The sequence below is a fragment of the Paenibacillus physcomitrellae genome (assembly GCF_002240225.1).
GTDB lineage: Bacteria > Bacillota > Bacilli > Paenibacillales > Paenibacillaceae > Fontibacillus > Fontibacillus physcomitrellae.
Map to the genome: position 1 here is coordinate 418,305 of NZ_CP022584.1, position 16,626 is coordinate 434,930.

Sequence of the window (16,626 nt, forward strand, 5' to 3'; positions counted from 1 at the left end):
AAACTTGTTGCGCAACTGCTTGTGGATCGCGTATTGCTGTCTTATTGCCTTGCAAACCTGATACGGCCGGTTAGAAAGTCCGGTATACATAAGGATCGGAAGGTGCGTCAATCGTCTTCCAGCTTTCAACCTTCAAAACCGGTAAAGTCTGTTTAAAAGGCTGGTACAGTTCAGAGGTCAAGCTGCCCGTCACCTGTACCCACTGGTCGTCCTGGAGGGTCGTATCCTTCGGAAACTCTACCAGCATGCCGAATACACCAGAGTCGGCCACGCAGTGGATAAATCCAAATCGGAACACGAAATAATTCTGTTCCCGGGTCTGCTCACCCTTGTAGATGAAACCTTTGAAGCTGATGGTCTTGTCGGCAAATTTGTCCGGGTAGTTGTACAAGGCTTCGAGACCGCTGAGATAATTCGTATCGTTCAAATTCAGCTGAGGCTGGTCTTCAAAGCCTGCCAGTTCTTTCTGCGAAACGGTCTTGTAACCGGACTTGCCGTAGAAGACGCTCGTATCCGGCTTTAGAAACTGGTGATAGCCCGGATTGTCGTTTGACACATCGATCGCCGGGAAGGAGAAGCCCTTCGCTTTGACGAAGCTGGAATCCAGCGTCTCCACGGGCAGGAATAAACCTGTTACCACCGGGAAAATCAGCACGGTATACGTGAGCAGACGAAGGATCCGGGAAGAACTACCGTGTGAGTGACCTTCATGACTCGCGTGCGAGTGAGCTTCGTGGCTCTGATGTACGTGACTATGGCGGTGAGCATGTTCATGTTCATATTCTTGATGCCCATGCTGCTGCTCGTGCAGGGAAGGAACCTGCACCGCATTCGTCGGGTTCTCTTGGCTGTTGCCATTCTGCTGCTGCAAAGGAAGGGAGCTTTTCTCTTTATGACCGCTTTCCCGTTCCTTCGCATAGAAACGAACCGCTTCAAAAATAAACAAAAGAATCAACAAAACAATGGAGCTGACCGAGAGGTAAGCGTATTTCGTGTTGATGTATTTGTTTAGATCTCCGTCAAGCTGCATTTTAAGAAACACCAGGATAAATCCAGCTAATACATAAAGGCGTACCATTCGCCTGACCCCCAAATGGCATAGTTTTTGAGTTCATTATTGTATTATCTTACAATTCGCAGGAAAAATCTATTTTTACTCCATTTATAACCTTTCCTAATAGCTTCTATAAGAGGAAGGAAATTGACCGCATTTGTCTTCTATGTTACGTTCAAACGAGCGATATTATTAATTCATATAAAATTGATCGAATTTAAAGAGATTAACAAAACATGCATGCTGTGCGAGGTGGATTTATTTGGAACTTTTAGTCACGAACAGTCCTTTTACGCAAGAGCAGGTTGAGCTGCTTAACCGCCTGCTGCCAACCTTAACCGATTCCCAGCGAATCTGGTTAAACGGCTACCTGGCCGCTTTGCAGGGAACAGGAGGGCAGGCCGCTTCCGGCACGGCTGCTCTGAATACTGCCGGGACTCCGGCTGATCTTCTGTCTGGCGCTGCTTCAGCGGTGCCGGCATCCCCGGCTGTTCCCAAGGAAGCCACCGTTCTGTTCGGCTCCCAAACTGGTAACAGCCAAGGCTTGGCCAAGAAGCTGGCCCAGAAGCTGGAGCAGCAGGGATTTGCGGTTACGCTTTCTTCCATGAGCGATTTCAAGACGAACACACTGAAGAAACTTCATTACTTGTTTGTTGTGGTAAGCACACAGGGGGAAGGAGACCCGCCGGACAATGCGATTTCGTTCCACAGCTTCCTGAACAGCAAACGGGCACCGGAGCTGAGCGGGCTCAGCTACTCCGTATTGGCCCTTGGCGATACTTCCTACGAGTATTTCTGCAAAACCGGTAAAGATTTCGATGAACGGTTTGAACAGCTTGGCGCGAGACGCCTTGTTCCGCGTACGGACTGCGACGTCGATTTTGACGAGTCTGCGGCCGAGTGGATGAACCGGGTGCTGGAATCCGTCAGTCAAACGGCGGCGCCTGCCGTATCGGTGAGCCCGTCAGAAGCAGGTTCGGCTTCAAGTGCCGAAGTGCAGTCGGAATATTCCAGAACGAATCCGTTCCCTGCGGAAGTGCTGGAGAATTTGAATCTGAACGGCCGCGGCGCGAGCAAAGAGACACGTCATCTCGAGCTTTCGCTGGAAAGCTCAAACCTGACTTATGAACCGGGCGACAGCCTCGGTATCTATCCGGAGAACCATCCCCAGCTGGTGGATGATCTGATTGAAGCGATGGGCTGGAATCCGGAAGAGACGGTGGCTTTGGATAAAAAAGGGCAGACCGGACCGCTGCGAGAAGCGCTGCTTCGTCATTACGAAATTACAGTGCTGACCAAACCGCTGCTGGAGCAGGCCTCGAAGCTGGTTCCGGACAGCACGCTTAAGGAATTGCTGGCCGCAGGGCACAAACAGGAGCTGCGCGATTATTTGAAAGGGCGGGATCTGCTGGATCTGATTCAGGATTACAGCCTCAAAGGCATTCCGGCAGGCGATTTTGTTGGCATTCTCCGCAAGCTGCCGGCGCGGCTGTATTCTATTTCGAGCAGCCCTTCCGCCAATCCGGATGAAGTTCATGTTACGGTTCGTGCGGTCCGCTATGAAAGAGGCGGAAGACAGCGCTATGGCGTCTGCTCGGTTCATTTGGCTGACCGCATCCAGCCGGGCGACAGTCTGCCGGTGTTTATCCAGCAGAATCCGAACTTCAAGCTGCCGGCTGATCCGGATGCGCCATTAATTATGGTTGGACCGGGCACAGGGGTAGCGCCATTCCGTTCTTTCCTGGGTGAAAGGGAAGAGCAGGGAGCAGCCGGACGGACCTGGCTGTTTTTCGGGGATCAGCATTTTGCTACGGATTTCTTGTACCAGGTAGAGTGGCAGCGCTGGTTGAAGGACGGCGTACTCACCCGGATGGATGTCGCTTTCTCCAGGGACAAGGACCAGAAGGTTTATGTACAGCACAGGATGCTGGAACGGGGAGCCGAGCTGTACAAGTGGATTCAGGACGGCGCTTATATTTATGTATGCGGTGATGAGAAATATATGGCTCAGGATGTTCATCAGGCGCTGCAGTCTATCTTGGTGCAGCAAGGCGGTCTGAGCCCTGAAGCAGCGGCTGAATATTTAACCGGTCTGCAGCAGCAGAAACGTTATCAGCGCGATGTGTATTAAGGGATAAGGGGATTACGGGACGAAAAGGCTGGGCAGCCGCCCAGCCTGTGAAAGGAGAGAGAGTTTATGTCAGAAAATCATTTGTTGTCCAAGAACAGTGCACCGCACAGCGACGTTGAAGAGATTAAACGAAACAGCAATTATTTGCGGGGCAGCTTGACGGAGACGCTGGCGGACCCGATTACCGGTTCCATACCGGAAGATGACAACCGGCTGATGAAGCATCACGGCAGCTATATGCAGGATGACCGGGATCTGCGGAACGAACGAGCGCATCAGAAGCTGGAGCCCGCTTATCAGTTTATGCTCCGCGTCCGCGCATCGGGTGGTGTGGTGACCCCCGAGCAGTGGCTGATGATGGACCGCATTTCGCATAAATACGGGAATGGCACTATCCGTCTGACGACCCGTCAGTCGTTCCAGCTGCATGGTGTCTTGAAATGGAATTTGAAAAATACGATCCGCGAAGTTAATGAGGCGCTGCTCAGCACGCTGGCAGCCTGCGGAGACGTTAACCGCAACGTAATGTGCAACCCGAATCCGTACCAGTCTGACGTTCACGGCGAAGTGTACGAATGGGCAACCAAGGTCAGCAGACACTTGGATCCGCGGACCAGAGCTTACCATGAAATTTGGCTGGACGAAGAGAAGGTGATCGACAGCCGGGATCAGGATACGGAAGTGGAACCGATTTACGGTCCGGTCTATCTTCCGCGAAAATTCAAAATCGGTATTGCGGTGCCTCCTTCAAACGACGTAGACGTATTCTCACAGGATCTTGGATTTATCGCTATTGTGGAAGACGGGAAACTGGCCGGCTTTAACGTAGCGGTCGGCGGCGGTATGGGAATGACCCACGGCGATCCGAAGACGTATCCGCAGGTCTCCAAAATTATCGGCTTCTGCACACCGGAGCAAATGGTGGACGTCGCGGAGAAAACAGTGACGATTCAGCGGGATTACGGGGACCGGTCGGTTCGTAAGCATGCGCGCTTCAAATATACGATTGATGATCGCGGTATTAACTGGCTTGTCGAGGAATTAACCAATCGTTTGGGTTATTCGCTGGCCGATGCCCGCCCTTATCATTTCGAACATAACGGTGACCGGTATGGCTGGGTGAAGGGCAGCAACGGCAAATGGCATTTTACCTTGTTCATTCAGAATGGCCGTGTTAAAGATTTCGATGATTATCCGTTGATGACCGGGCTGCGCGAAATTGCGAAGGTTCATAGCGGGGATTTCCGTCTGACGCCTAATCAGAATCTGGTTATCGGCAATGTAAGCAGCAAGAATAAGAAAAAGATTCAGAAACTGATTGAACAATACAGCCTGACCGATGGCACCCATTATTCAGCGCTGCGCCGTAACTCGATGGCCTGCGTTGCGCTTCCAACCTGCGGGCTTGCGATGGCGGAGTCGGAACGGTATCTGCCATCGCTGCTGGACAAAATCGAGCCGATGCTGGAGGAAGCGGGCCTGCGCGATGAGGACATCGTGATCCGCATGACCGGCTGCCCGAACGGCTGCGCAAGACCGATGCTGGCAGAGATGTCTTTCATCGGCAAAGCTCCTGGACGCTACAATATGTATCTGGGCGGCGGCTTCAGCGGGAACCGCTTGAACAAACTGTACAAGGAAAATATCGGCGAAGAAGAAATTTTGAGTTCGCTTCAGCCGATGATTAACCGTTATGCCAAAGAACGGCTTGAAGGGGAGCACTTCGGTGATTTCACGATCCGCGCCGGATATGTGAAAGAAGTGCTGGACGGACAGGAATTTCACGCATAAAGAGAGTCTTCGATTAGTAGAGAAATGAGCGCTCCGGATGGGGCGCTTTTTTTCATTGTTAGGATGCCCGCCCTATTCGTCCCACAGCAAATACCCAGGAGGAAGAGTTGTCTCTTTAAACCCAGCCATTTGGCGTTCCTGATAAAGCAGCGGTTTACCTGAGCCAGCCAGAATAAAATTCACCACATCTCCGCGGCTGTCCGCTTTTAGGGCAAACACCAGGGTATAAGCAAAATGTTGGCTCATGGTCTCTCCAATAGCCCCTAACAGATGGTCATGACCCGCCCTTCCTGTGAGATTAAGAAGCACCGTTCCATCCGGCTTAAGTTTGTCAGCTATGATTTGAAAGAACGTTGTAGACACCAGATGCAGGGGAGTGCCCTCCGCGTCAAATGCATCCAATACCACATAATCAAACTTCCCTGCAGGCTGGCGTTCCAGCAAAACCCTCCCGTCTCCGATCTGCACATTATTCCGGCTGTAGCCGAAATAATCTCGACTGATTTGAATCACCACGGGGTCAAGCTCGGCTACCATGATATTCTTCTCTGAAAAATAACGCGACAAGGTCCCAATCCCATGTCCAATCATAAAAACCTCTTCAAAATCAGGTGCGTTATGCTCCATCAAATGAATTATGGCTCTTGGATATTCAAATAAAACACGGTCCGGATCATCCAAATCCATGGCTCCCTGATTAGCCTCGCTGGCAAACTTCAAAACCCGAAATCGGCCTTTCTGGCCATCCAGCTCATCCGTATCGTAAACCGTAATATGGTGGTTAACGGTTTGATCTTGAAATAACAAGTGATGCAAAAGTGTAATCCTCCAATCGTCCATCGTAGGGGTTAAGGGGCTTGATAACTGCCCTTTCACCGCTACGATCTCTAACCTGATATCGAACAGTATAAGATCTAGCAGAGCCTTACGGCAAGGAGTTGGGAGGACAAGGTGACAGGGGTGGTTGATCAACAGCAGTAGGAGGGAAGAGGTGCGAAAGGGAAGCTCCCATGAAAACCCCGGGACATTCGCACCTCACAATCTGTCAGATTTTGAGGATTTTCTTGCGTTTAGTCTGAGATAGGTGAAGAATTAATGCTTTGTTGAGATAAATGTTTTTGTAAAACAAAGATTTTCATGATAAAAATAGAAAAAAGCGAGTTATTTCGCTGTCGCACTCCGTATGGAGTGCGTGGATTGAAATCGGCATAACGGCAAGTTAATTACTACAAGCAACGCGTCGCACTCCGTATGGAGTGCGTGGATTGAAATCTCAACACGTAATTGACGGCGAGTTTTACGAAGTGGTCGCACTCCGTATGGAGTGCGTGGATTGAAATATCCGCACTGCCGGCACGTTATAACGCCTGTGCGTCGCACTCCGTATGGAGTGCGTGGATTGAAATCAATCCGCTACGTGATCGCCGTCACCATCTCGCGGTCGCACTCCGTATGGAGTGCGTGGACTGAAATCAATTAAATGAACTGGACAAAGGGATTAACATTTGTCCAGTTCTATTTTTTTGCGTAAAGAACCAAACATGCACCTGATCAAGGGACCCTCTAATCCAAAATGGATATTATCCAAGAACATATTTGACATATTCCTTTAATGCAAAGATTTGGAATTATCGTCTGTTGAAAGGGCGCGGAGACCGATCCTGTCAGCGTTATTCAAGCGGACCGATTCGATTTTTAACCACAGCAAAAATAACATATTTACGTTCCGAACGGCCGTCACCTACACTTGTGTAAGCGCTAACAAGTTAGCGGTGGCAGCATTCAGACAGATAGCCAATCTGCTTGCCTTAGACCTCTTTCTGGGCCACGCGGCATAAGGCCATGCTGAACTTGAATCTGTCATAGGGCGTCTGCCAAACGGTCCAAGATTAAGCCACTTACTAAGAAGAAGACAGGAGGAATCTGGTAATGAGACAAAGGTTAAAACCATGGGGGATCATCCTGTGCCTGACGATGTTCGTTTCACTGCTTGCCGCTTGCGGTTCAGGATCGAGCGGAGCCGGGGACAGCGGACCGACTTCAGGCTCTGCGGAAGACGTGCATAAGGACGGTTTTCCGATCGTCGACAAGCCGATCACGCTGTCGGTCTTTGCGCCGGACGTTGGCGCTGCTAACTGGGATACGATGCAGGTATTCAAGGACATGGAGAGTATGACCAACATCAAGCTTACTTTCCAGACAGCTCCTGTAGACAGCTTTGAGACTAAAAAGAATCTGGTCTTTGCGAGCGGAGATCTGCCGGACATTTTCTATGCTGCGAATCTGACTCCTGCTGAACAGGTTACTTATGGAGGCCAGGGAACGCTGATTCCACTGGAAAATCTGATTGATGAGTATGCGCCGAATCTTAAAAAGCTGCTGGACGAGAACCCGGATGTCCGAAAATCCATCACTACGCCGGACGGTCATATTTATGCTCTGCCGTATATTGATAAAGGCGCCGTGTGGTACAAAAGCCCGCTGTACTACAACGGAAGCTTTCTGAAGAAGCTTGGCGTAACCAAGCTCCCTGAAACGCCGGATGAGCTTTATGACTATTTGAAACGGGTGAAGACTGAGGATCCGAACGGTAATGGACAGGCGGACGAAATCCCGCTCACCTCTACCAAACTGAAGGACATCCGTGTGCAGCTGCTGGGTTTCTGGGGTATGTACGACGAGATATATTACGCAGACAAAGAGGGGAAAGTGCACTACACTCCGCAGGAGGAAGGGTACAAGGAATATTTGACCTTCTTGAACCGTCTGTGGAAGGATGATTTGCTGGATCACGAAACCTTCTCCCAAACGGACGATCAGAAGAAAGCCAAGGGGAAAAATAACCAGGTTGCGCTGTTCAACGACTGGCTGCCTTACTTTATGCTGGGCGGGGAGCCCAACACCGAAAATCCGTTTATGGCGCCGCTGAAGACGGGATTCCCGGACTCTCCGGTCGTGGCCAAAAACTCGGGCATTTCCAAAAACGGCACGTTTGCCATTTCCAAAACCAATCCGGCTCCGGAAGCAACGATGCGCTGGGTTGATTATCAGTATGGCTATGAAGGCTCAACTTTGTTCAACCAGGGGCCGGAAAATGTGTTGTGGAAATATACGGACAAAGATAAACATATCAAAGAGTGGCTGCCCGTTCCGGGTGGAGGCGACCGTGAGCAGTACCGCGGTACTCTGACGCCAAACTACGGTATTACGACGCCTGGTGTCAGTCTGCCCGAAGTTACCCAGGGCTTGAGATCGGAAATTGACGATTGGGTTGAGAAGGAGAACAAGGAGAAAATTCTGCCTTACGCGAAAGTGCCTTACCCGAACGTCTTCTTGACCGAAGAGGAACAAAACGAAGTTACTGCGCTTCAGTCCGACCTGAGCAACTATGTGGAGCAAATGGAAGCCAAGTTTGTAACGGGTCAGGAGCCTCTTTCGAATTGGGATAAATATAATGCCCAAGTGAAGCAAATGGGCGGCGACCGCATCGCGGAGATCTACCAGGCGGCCTATGACCGCTGGGATCAGCAGGGAACTAAATAGTGCTTAATTAGCTTGGTGAAAAATAAAAGCTGGCGATTTCGGAGCCACGGGCCTGATTAACGCCAGCTTTTTATTTTGCTGAAAATCCTGGGAAGTCGCAGCCTGAATTACAGCAGTCCAACCATTTGCAGCCCATGTAAAATGCCATCTTCGTCCGCTGATTTAGTCACGTATTTGGCTGCGGCTTTGGCTTCCGGAACTCCGTTGCCCATAGCGATGCTGTTCGTAATCTGCGAGAGCATCTCAATATCGTTAAGTCCATCTCCAAAAGCATATTGGCGTTCGGCCGGAATACCCAGCTTCTCGGTGATCTTGGCAATGCCTTTGGCTTTGGAGCCGCCCGCTGGAATGACGTCGGTGGAGTAAGGATGCCAGCGGATCAGATCGAAGGCTTTAAATTGCTGCTCGTATTCCTGTTCTTCGCCTTCTTCGCAGAACAGCAGGGACTGATAAATGTCGCGGTTCTGGTAGTAAAGCGGGTCATGACCGGGAAGATCGTAAATTTTTAAAGTCCCCATGCTGGCGGTAACGTATTCGTGATCCGGGACCGTCACCTTCATATCCTCGTGATCCATATAAACGACGGGGTGATTACGCTGGAGAGCCAGGTCCGTCAGCTGCTGCAGAGCATTTTTATCCATGGGATTGGTGTAAATTGCCTCGCCGCGCAGGACGACGTATTGACCGTTGTAGCTGACAAAGCTGTCGATGTCCAGCTCTTTCCGAAGTTCTTTAAACATAAAGGGAGCCCGGCCGGTCGCGATTGCCACTTCATGGCCCAGGCGTTTTAAGGCAAATACCGCTTCTTTGGCGGAAGCCGGCACCTTTTTATCCTCCCCCAGCAGCGTTCCGTCTATATCGAAGAAAATAATACTTCTCTCCGTCATTTTTTCACCTGACTTTCAGAAAATTTTTGTTTGTTTGCAACTAGTCTTCATCATTATAACAAACCTTTAGGAAAATGGCCGGAATACCGCTTATTTTTCCTTGTCTTTAACAATTCTTACATGCAGATAACCTTTCTCGGAGCGAATTTTCATGTTCTGCCTTTATACTTGGAGTGTTAGCGAAAATATTCGACGTTTATTCAGGAGGGAGCTGCTTCGTGGGAATGCGTCAACTGCGCATTATGATTTTAACGGCCGGTTACGGAGAGGGGCATAATCAGGTTTCCAGAGCTGTGGAGCAGGAATTCGCCGCCAGAGGCATCAAGGACGTATTCATCGTGGATTTGATGAAGGAGGCCCACCCGCTGTTAAACTCGGTTTCGACGAAATTATATTTGAAGAGCAGCCTGACTTCCCAGTACGGCTTGGACCTCTATGGCTGGAGTTATTATTGGACGAGGGGAACCCGTCCGGGCAGCTCGCTGGGCAAATATTTTAATTCCCTTGGAAAAAGAAAGCTAAAAGCCCTGCTGAGCCAGGTCTCTCCCGACATCATTCTAAACACCTTCCCTTTCGGGGCGGCAGCTGAAGCCGGAAATGAGCTTGACGTGCCGGTCTGCACGGTGATCACCGATTATACGCTCCACGGACGATGGACGCATCCGGCCATGAGCCGCTATTATGTGGCGACGGACGAATTGAAATATGATATGGAGAAGAAAGCCTTTGCTTCAGCGCAGCAGATTCTGGTGACGGGGATTCCGGTCCGCAGAGGTTTTGTCCTGCGGAATCAAGGCGCCGGGGATGACCGGGGACACTATCAGCAGCAGGAAATTCCGTCAGGAGACCGTGCTCACCGCAACAAGCTGGTAATGCTCAGCGCCGGTTCATTCGGCGTACCGCAGCAGCTGGAGGAGATCGTCCGGAGGCTGTTGGCGGCGGGAAACTGCCGGCTTGCGATCGTCTGCGGCCGCAATGAACGACTATATGCCAGGTGGTCCGCAATGTTTGGCGGAAACCCGAAAGTCGAAATTTTCGGATTTGTGCCGAATATCCACGAAATTATGGCGCAGGCCGCCTGTCTGGTTACGAAGGCGGGAGGGGTCACTTTATCGGAAGCGATCGCGCTGCGCGTGCCTGTGTTTATCTATAAACCTTTTTCAGGACAGGAGAAGGAAAACGCGGTTTATCTCGCCGGAAAAGGCGCAGCCACAATCGCGGAAAGCGCCCCGGAGTTAAGCCGGCAAATCAGCCGTTTGCTGGATAATCCCGCAGAAGAAATGGGAATTCGCAGACGAATGTCGGATCTCTGCAAGGGCGTGGCGGCGGAAAAGATCGTCAGTGATATGCTGGAGCTGCTGGAAAGCAGGCTGCGGGTTACGGTTTAATAAAAGGATCCCGCAGGGGAGCCGATAGCCGGGGGAATTCATGGACAACAAAAGCAATTGCAAAACGTGCAGGACAGGCGTGAAATGGATATCCGCCTTCAGCCTGCTGCTGATTCTTGCTGCAATCGTTTATGTGGCTTATTTAATCAAAACCGGACAATATTCCAAAGTCATGAATTCCGTTCAGCAGCTGGGGATTTTAGGGATTGTCGCCGGCATTTTCATCCAGGCGGTGCTCAATATGCTGCCGGTTCCGGGGGAGTTTTCCGCTTTGCTTCTGCTGGAGGTATACGGACCGGTATGGGGAGGCGTTTATGCCTGGATCGGCGGGATCGTAGGTTCCATAGGCGGCTTGTATCTGACCCGCTGGGTGGCTAAACCTCATGTAGCGGCAGTAAAACCGGCGCTCGACAAGATGGAAGAGTGGCTGGGCAGGTACGGGGACTTAGGGCTTCTGATGATCCGGTTTGTGCCGTTTGTCCCTTACCATGTCGTCAATTATGCGGCGGGGCTGTTGAAAGTGGGACTTTGGGGGTTTGCCTGGACGACGGCCGTAGGCATTTTACCTTATTCCATCGCCATGAGCTGCCTTTATGCGGGAATGCGGAGCAGTCCCTGGGTTTGGGCACTTGTACTCGGCATCGGCATTGCCGCGGCAGCCTGGCTGTTTTTTTTTCGGAGAAAAAACGTTGTGCTTGACCGCAAATGAAAGGTCTCAAACCTGAAAAAGCAGCTTCCCTGTCTTCTTGAGAGAAAAGCTGCTTTTATTGTTGTTCCAGCGAGCCTTAAACTCTGCTCATCGTGCTGATCGAACTGTTCGTGGTGCTTGGGTTGAAACGCCAGGAGCCGGATTCCATCCATTCGATAAATTGATCAGTGACCGTCTCCAGATACTGTTTGGTAGGTTCGTGGATCAATTCGCCCTGCTCGTTGAATTTCTCGTGAGCCGTGCCAATATAAACTTCGTGGCCCTGATAAAACGGGGAAGCGATGCTGGGCGAGAATAAAATTTCGCGCAGATGCAGCTGGGCGCGCACGCTGCCCAGAAAACCCATGGAAGATCCGAGAATCCAGGAGGGTTTGCCTTTCATGACCTTGTCTACGCGCGACAGCCAGTCTATCGCATTTTTAGTGACGCCCGGAATGGAGTAATTGTATTCTGGTGTGATCCACAAAACCGCGTCAGCCATATTAACTTTATGTTTAAAGATTTGAACGCTTTCCGGCGGATCCAGCTCAATATCCTGATTGTAAAACGGGAGCTCATGAATTTCTAAAATTTCTATATCCATCTTGTGTTTAAATTGTTCCTGCATGTAACGGGCAAGTCTCATATTAAAAGAATCCTTCCGCAGACTTCCTACAATAGTTGCAATTTTCAAGGGGGTTCCTCCTTTTCTTAAGTATAAATTATGTAATTGGGCTAATAACTCTCCTGTTAAGATAATAGCACTAATGAACCGGTTTTAACCAGTCATATGAGGCAATTGCAGATTTAGAAAGAATAAAAAATACTGCAATATTCCAAAATTTCCTCCGTTATGAGGTCAAATTTGTACAAAAATCCGGACAGGAGTAAACCTTAAAGAAGGTGAACGTGTATAAATCCGCCAAGAGAGGGAATCTACATAAGAACGTGGAATACTTGCCGCCGCTTGCAAAAGTTCCTTTTAGCGGAAATCAGGATAGAACGGAACCTTTTTGAACCCTATGTCGTTTTATATATATCCGTACAAAGCGATTCGAAAGAGAAAATCAGTCGCCAAGCATTAAAATTTGAGCAACAGGAGTGGATGTACATGATGAAACCAATCAAATTAGCCGCAGGAGCCTTTTTCATTTCTACCGTGTTTGCCTTATCGGCATGCAGTTCCAATGCTTCCAATGAAGCTCAAACGGCAAGCCCGTCCCCGTCTGGTACGGAAACTGCCTCCGAAGCCCCTTCGGGCGCCGGTCAGGAGGCATCCGCAACCCCGCCGGCAGCCACCAATGGAGGCACCGAGCCTTCGGCCCCGGCAGAACAGACTTCCTCGGCCGAAGAGCAGATCAAGCAGCTGCTGGAGCTGGCGAAGAAAGGGGAAGCGCCCGGCATTCCGTTTGCCGCCCACAACTCCTTGATTGATGATGTGACCAAAGCATGGGGAGAAGCCGATAAGGTGGATATGGCAGGCAGCGGCTTTTATGCGACCTACGCGAAGAAAGACGCAGTGTTTGGATATAACAAAGGAAGCCAGCTTTTTGATGTCCGGTCCAGCAGCCCGGATTTGCAGAAGCTGACGCTCGAAGAGATCGAGTCGGCACTCGGCAAGCCGGTCTCCACCAAGAAGAACGGGGACGACAGCATTTATATTTACACCGCCAATGATCAATTTCAATTAAAATTCATCATTCCTGCTTCGACCGGGAAGGTGGATCATATTTCGGTATTTTCACCGCAGGATGCCGTTAACAATATGGCGGGATAACCTTTCATGAATCCAATAAGCCCCCTTGAAGCTGCTTCAAGGGGGCTTGCTTTTTTTGAGTACGGCCGTCAGGCCAAACAGTTTCCAGTAACCTGGAAGGACAACAAAGAGAGCCAAGAGAGCTATGCCAAGAAGAATACGGATTACGCGATCCGCTCCGCCAACGTTTTTATTATGATTTCCTCCTTGAATCGCTTTTATTGAGCGGCCGTTTCGGATAATAAGAGAAACCCGGATATTTTACGACAGGCCACTTTTCTTTCCGCAGTTTGGACATGAAGGCAGGCTGCACGTTCAGATTGGTTCCCACAAGCTCCTTGGGCGTAAGGGCCAGCCATTGATTAAGCGAAACATCCTGAAACCGGTCACTTTTGAACATTTCAAGAAACCAGAGCGTCGTATCGCCCGTGTTCTGAATGTAGTGTCCGTAGGCAAACGGGACATAACCTACGTCGCCGGCCCTGACATCGAACGTTCGGGCGGCTCCGCTGCCGGCAAACACCGTCATGCGCCCGCTGCCGGACAAGTAATACTGCCATTCGTCCTTGTTGGGATGCCAGTGCATTTCGCGCATGGCGCCGGGTTTGATTTCCACGAGCGCGGCCGCCACGGTTTTTGAGATCGGAAAATTGGTTGAATCCACAATGCGCACCGACCCTCCAGGCGTAATCAGCGGTTCCTGGGCCAGCAGCTCGTGTTTGAATGACAGCGGGACCGATCCGTAAGGGGAGGAGACGGCTTGGCTCTCCAGGCTGCCCGGAACCGGGGCCTGGTAGATATACACCTGTTCGTCCGGAATGCTGCTGAAATCGGAGAGGGGTACGCCAAAGTTGGCGGATAAAACGTCTTTGGGCGTATGGGCAACCCAATCGGACAGGGACAACGTATTTAAATCCGAAAAAGCACCGTCGTCGAAGACAAGCAAAAATTCGCAGCCTTCCTCAAGCCCTTGAATCGAATGGGGAATACCCGGCGGAAAATACCAAAGGTCCCCCTGTTTTACATCGGCGATAAAATTGCGCCCGTCCTGGTCAACGGCCGTGATTCGGGCATTGCCCAGCAGCATGTAAGACCACTCGGCCTGCTGATGCCAGTGCAGCTCGCGGACGCCGCCTGGCGTCAATGCCATGTTAACGCCGGCAAGGGTGGTGGCAATCGGCAGCTCGCGCTGCGTGACCTCGCGGGACCAGCCCCCTTCATTAAGCTGCATGTGTGCATTCGAGAAAGAGAAACGCATGTTGGGTACAAGACCGTTGTCCGTATCGGGTGGCACCAGCAGGTCTGGATTTTGAAGATCCAGCATTACGTTTCGCGGCCCTTTATCCTCTGTGCCTTCCTTTCCTCTGATCGGCTGGGGAATCGGCACCGGCTGCTTTGACTTATCGTACAAATTCAACTCCATTCTCCTTTCATCCTGAGTTTCCGCGAAATGGCGGCAAATCTCCATACAACATTGAATATGAGCGGGGAGGCGTTTTATGCAGGGGGAAACAAATTTAAACAAAAGTGTTGACAGGAATTAAAATAAGGAGTATAAATAAATTGTGCAAAAGATAATTGTTCGAAACATAAACAGCTTGAAACCAATCAACCGAACCTAATCGGCCAAAGCAATGCTCACGGGAGAAACTGACCGGCCAGCAAATTAAAAAAAGTTGAGTCAGGTCCAAAAAGTTTTGCACGTTTAAATGTAGGTATTTATTTTTTTAAGCAAATATGTTGTTGACAATCAAATTGGTAAAAACTAAAATGAGTGGAGGAAATCAACATGCACAAAGCAATCGTAATCGGTACAGGTCCAGCGGGGTTAACTGCAGCTATCTATCTGGCAAGAGCTAATCTGCAGCCATTGGTCATTGAAGGCGATCAGCCGGGCGGCCAGCTGACTACCACAACGGAAGTAGAAAATTTCCCCGGTTTCCCGGAGGGCATTCTCGGTCCGGATCTGATGGACAATATGAGAAAGCAGGCCGAGAAATTCGGCGCGGCTTTCCAAACCGGCTGGGTCAAGGAGATCGATCTGCAAAACCGGCCATTCACGCTGCGGCTGGAGAACGGTGAGACTTTGACGACGGAAGCCCTGATTGTTTCCACAGGGGCATCGGCTAATTTGCTGCATATCCCGAATGAGATGGAGAACATCGGCAGAGGCGTCAGCACCTGCGCGACTTGCGACGGATTTTTCTTCCGCGGCAAAAAAATCATCGTGGTCGGCGGCGGAGATTCCGCCATGGAAGAGGCTCATTTCCTGACCCGCTTCGCCAGCGAAGTGCGTGTCGTGCACCGCAGAGAGGAATTGAAGGCCTCCCGCATCATGCAGGACCGTGCCCGCAGTAATGAAAAAATCGAATGGAGCCTGAACCGTACGCCGATTGAAGTAGTGGAAGGGGAACACGGCGTAACGGGCCTTAAAGTTCTCAACAATGAAACTGGCGAAACCGAAGTCATCGACACACAGGGTATCTTTGTAGCGATTGGACATCGTCCGAACACGGCGTTTTTGCAAGGCCAGCTGGAAACGGATGCTAACGGCTACCTGGTCGTTAAACCGGGGACTTCCGAAACGAGCATTCCGGGCGTATTTGCCTGCGGCGACGTTAAGGACCCTGTTTACCGTCAAGCGATTACGTCGGCGGGCAGCGGCGCCATGGCGGCACTGGACCTGGAAAGATTCTTGGATGAACACCCTGTAGCAGAGCCGTCTGTGCAGGAGGTGGTCTAATCCCCTTTGCTTTGACCGTTAAGCATGCTGCACAACCAAAAATATAAAAAACACTTATTGGAGGAATTTTAAAATGGCACAAGAACGTACTGGAGTTGCAACTCTTGGAGGGAACCCAATTACACTGATCGGACCTGAATTGAAAGTTGGCGATATAGCCCCTGATTTCCGCATTAACAAAGACCTGGTGACGGAAGCCGGTTTGTCTGACTATGCGGGCAAAGTGAAGTTGATTTCCGTTGTTCCTTCCCTGGACACGGACGTGTGTGACGCGCAGACCCGCCGTTTTAACGAAGAAGCCGCTAAATTGGGCGATAATGTTGTAGTGCTGACTGTATCCGTTGACCTTCCGTTTGCGCAAAGCCGTTTCTGCTCCGTAGCGGGTATTGATAAAGTTGAAACTTTGACGGACTACAAACACCGTTCTTTCGGTGAAGCTTACGGCGTATTGATCAAAGAACTTCAATTGGAAATGCGTTCGATCTTTATCATCGATGCTGATGACACGATCCGTTACGTGGAATATCTGAGCGAAATGACCGACCATCCTAACTATGAAGCAGCCATTTCTGCTTTGAAACAACTGGTTTAATTTAATCTTGTCTTAAAAAAAGCTCAGCTGCTGGGCTGCAGCCCTTCGGGCTG

At 50.5% G+C, this 16,626-nt stretch carries 14 protein-coding genes and 1 CRISPR repeat array; of the genes, 8 read left to right on the top strand and 6 right to left on the bottom strand.

Annotated features, from left to right (window positions below; translation table 11 throughout):
• Positions 1-70 precede the first annotated feature (70 nt).
• On the bottom strand, positions 71-1,078 hold the full coding sequence (locus CBE73_RS01920; RefSeq protein WP_094092759.1) for a TIGR03943 family putative permease subunit: 1,008 nt from the start codon (positions 1,076-1,078) through the stop codon (positions 71-73).
• Between the two features lie 238 nt (positions 1,079-1,316).
• Between CBE73_RS01920 and CBE73_RS01925 the strand changes: the two genes are divergently transcribed.
• Both CBE73_RS01925 and cysI read left to right on the top strand, forming a co-directional pair.
• The gene (locus CBE73_RS01925; RefSeq protein ID WP_094092760.1) at positions 1,317-3,185 is read left to right on the top strand and encodes an assimilatory sulfite reductase (NADPH) flavoprotein subunit; all 1,869 of its coding nucleotides are present in this window, start codon (positions 1,317-1,319) and stop codon (positions 3,183-3,185) included.
• Positions 3,186-3,251: 66 nt separating this feature from the next.
• The gene (gene cysI / locus CBE73_RS01930) at positions 3,252-4,976 is read left to right on the top strand and encodes an assimilatory sulfite reductase (NADPH) hemoprotein subunit (protein WP_094092761.1); all 1,725 of its coding nucleotides are present in this window, start codon (positions 3,252-3,254) and stop codon (positions 4,974-4,976) included.
• A 72-nt stretch (positions 4,977-5,048) separates the two neighbouring features.
• On the opposite strand, the gene CBE73_RS01935 is transcribed toward cysI, so the two are convergent.
• Positions 5,049-5,816, bottom strand: a complete 768-nt coding sequence (locus CBE73_RS01935; RefSeq protein ID WP_094092762.1) for a spermidine synthase — start codon at positions 5,814-5,816, stop codon at positions 5,049-5,051.
• Between the two features lie 331 nt (positions 5,817-6,147).
• A CRISPR array of direct repeats spans positions 6,148-6,449; the repeat unit is 33 nt; unit sequence GTCGCACTCCGTATGGAGTGCGTGGATTGAAAT.
• A gap of 456 nt (positions 6,450-6,905) precedes the next feature.
• Here CBE73_RS01935 and CBE73_RS01940 point away from each other — a divergent pair.
• Positions 6,906-8,519, top strand: a complete 1,614-nt coding sequence (locus tag CBE73_RS01940; protein ID WP_094092763.1) for a type 2 periplasmic-binding domain-containing protein — start codon at positions 6,906-6,908, stop codon at positions 8,517-8,519.
• Positions 8,520-8,626: 107 nt separating this feature from the next.
• Here the strand turns inward: CBE73_RS01940 and CBE73_RS01945 are convergent, their stop codons facing one another.
• Entirely contained in the window at positions 8,627-9,406 is a 780-nt protein-coding gene (locus CBE73_RS01945) for a Cof-type HAD-IIB family hydrolase (RefSeq protein WP_094092764.1), read from the bottom strand.
• 224 nt (positions 9,407-9,630) lie between these two features.
• Between CBE73_RS01945 and CBE73_RS01950 the strand changes: the two genes are divergently transcribed.
• Positions 9,631-10,794, top strand: coding sequence for an MGDG synthase family glycosyltransferase (locus tag CBE73_RS01950; RefSeq protein WP_229752809.1), 1,164 nt, complete (start codon positions 9,631-9,633; stop codon positions 10,792-10,794).
• A 40-nt stretch (positions 10,795-10,834) separates the two neighbouring features.
• Positions 10,835-11,503, top strand: coding sequence for a TVP38/TMEM64 family protein (locus CBE73_RS01955; protein WP_094092766.1), 669 nt, complete (start codon positions 10,835-10,837; stop codon positions 11,501-11,503).
• A gap of 76 nt (positions 11,504-11,579) precedes the next feature.
• Here the strand turns inward: CBE73_RS01955 and CBE73_RS01960 are convergent, their stop codons facing one another.
• Positions 11,580-12,176, bottom strand: a complete 597-nt coding sequence (locus CBE73_RS01960) for an NADPH-dependent FMN reductase (RefSeq protein ID WP_094092767.1) — start codon at positions 12,174-12,176, stop codon at positions 11,580-11,582.
• A gap of 420 nt (positions 12,177-12,596) precedes the next feature.
• On the opposite strand from CBE73_RS01960, the gene CBE73_RS01965 reads away from it, so the two are divergent.
• The gene (locus tag CBE73_RS01965; RefSeq protein ID WP_373286396.1) at positions 12,597-13,259 is read left to right on the top strand and encodes a YjgB family protein; all 663 of its coding nucleotides are present in this window, start codon (positions 12,597-12,599) and stop codon (positions 13,257-13,259) included.
• A 36-nt stretch (positions 13,260-13,295) separates the two neighbouring features.
• Here CBE73_RS01965 and CBE73_RS22625 read toward each other — a convergent pair whose 3' ends face one another.
• On the bottom strand, positions 13,296-13,496 hold the full coding sequence (locus CBE73_RS22625) for a YgaP-like transmembrane domain (protein WP_094092769.1): 201 nt from the start codon (positions 13,494-13,496) through the stop codon (positions 13,296-13,298).
• A complete protein-coding gene (locus CBE73_RS01975; RefSeq protein ID WP_094092770.1) occupies positions 13,432-14,661 on the bottom strand; it encodes an oxalate decarboxylase family bicupin in 1,230 nt (409 codons plus the stop codon). The genes CBE73_RS22625 and CBE73_RS01975 overlap by 65 nt, the downstream gene beginning before the upstream one ends.
• 366 nt (positions 14,662-15,027) lie before the next feature.
• Here CBE73_RS01975 and trxB point away from each other — a divergent pair, with 366 nt between their 5' ends.
• Both trxB and tpx read left to right on the top strand, forming a co-directional pair.
• Positions 15,028-15,981 carry a thioredoxin-disulfide reductase gene (gene trxB, locus CBE73_RS01980; RefSeq protein ID WP_094092771.1) on the top strand — a complete coding sequence of 318 codons (954 nt, stop codon included), beginning with the start codon at positions 15,028-15,030 and terminating at the stop codon, positions 15,979-15,981.
• Between the two features lie 73 nt (positions 15,982-16,054).
• A complete protein-coding gene (gene tpx / locus CBE73_RS01985) occupies positions 16,055-16,573 on the top strand; it encodes a thiol peroxidase (RefSeq protein WP_094092772.1) in 519 nt (172 codons plus the stop codon).
• The last annotated feature ends 53 nt before the right edge of the window (positions 16,574-16,626 follow it).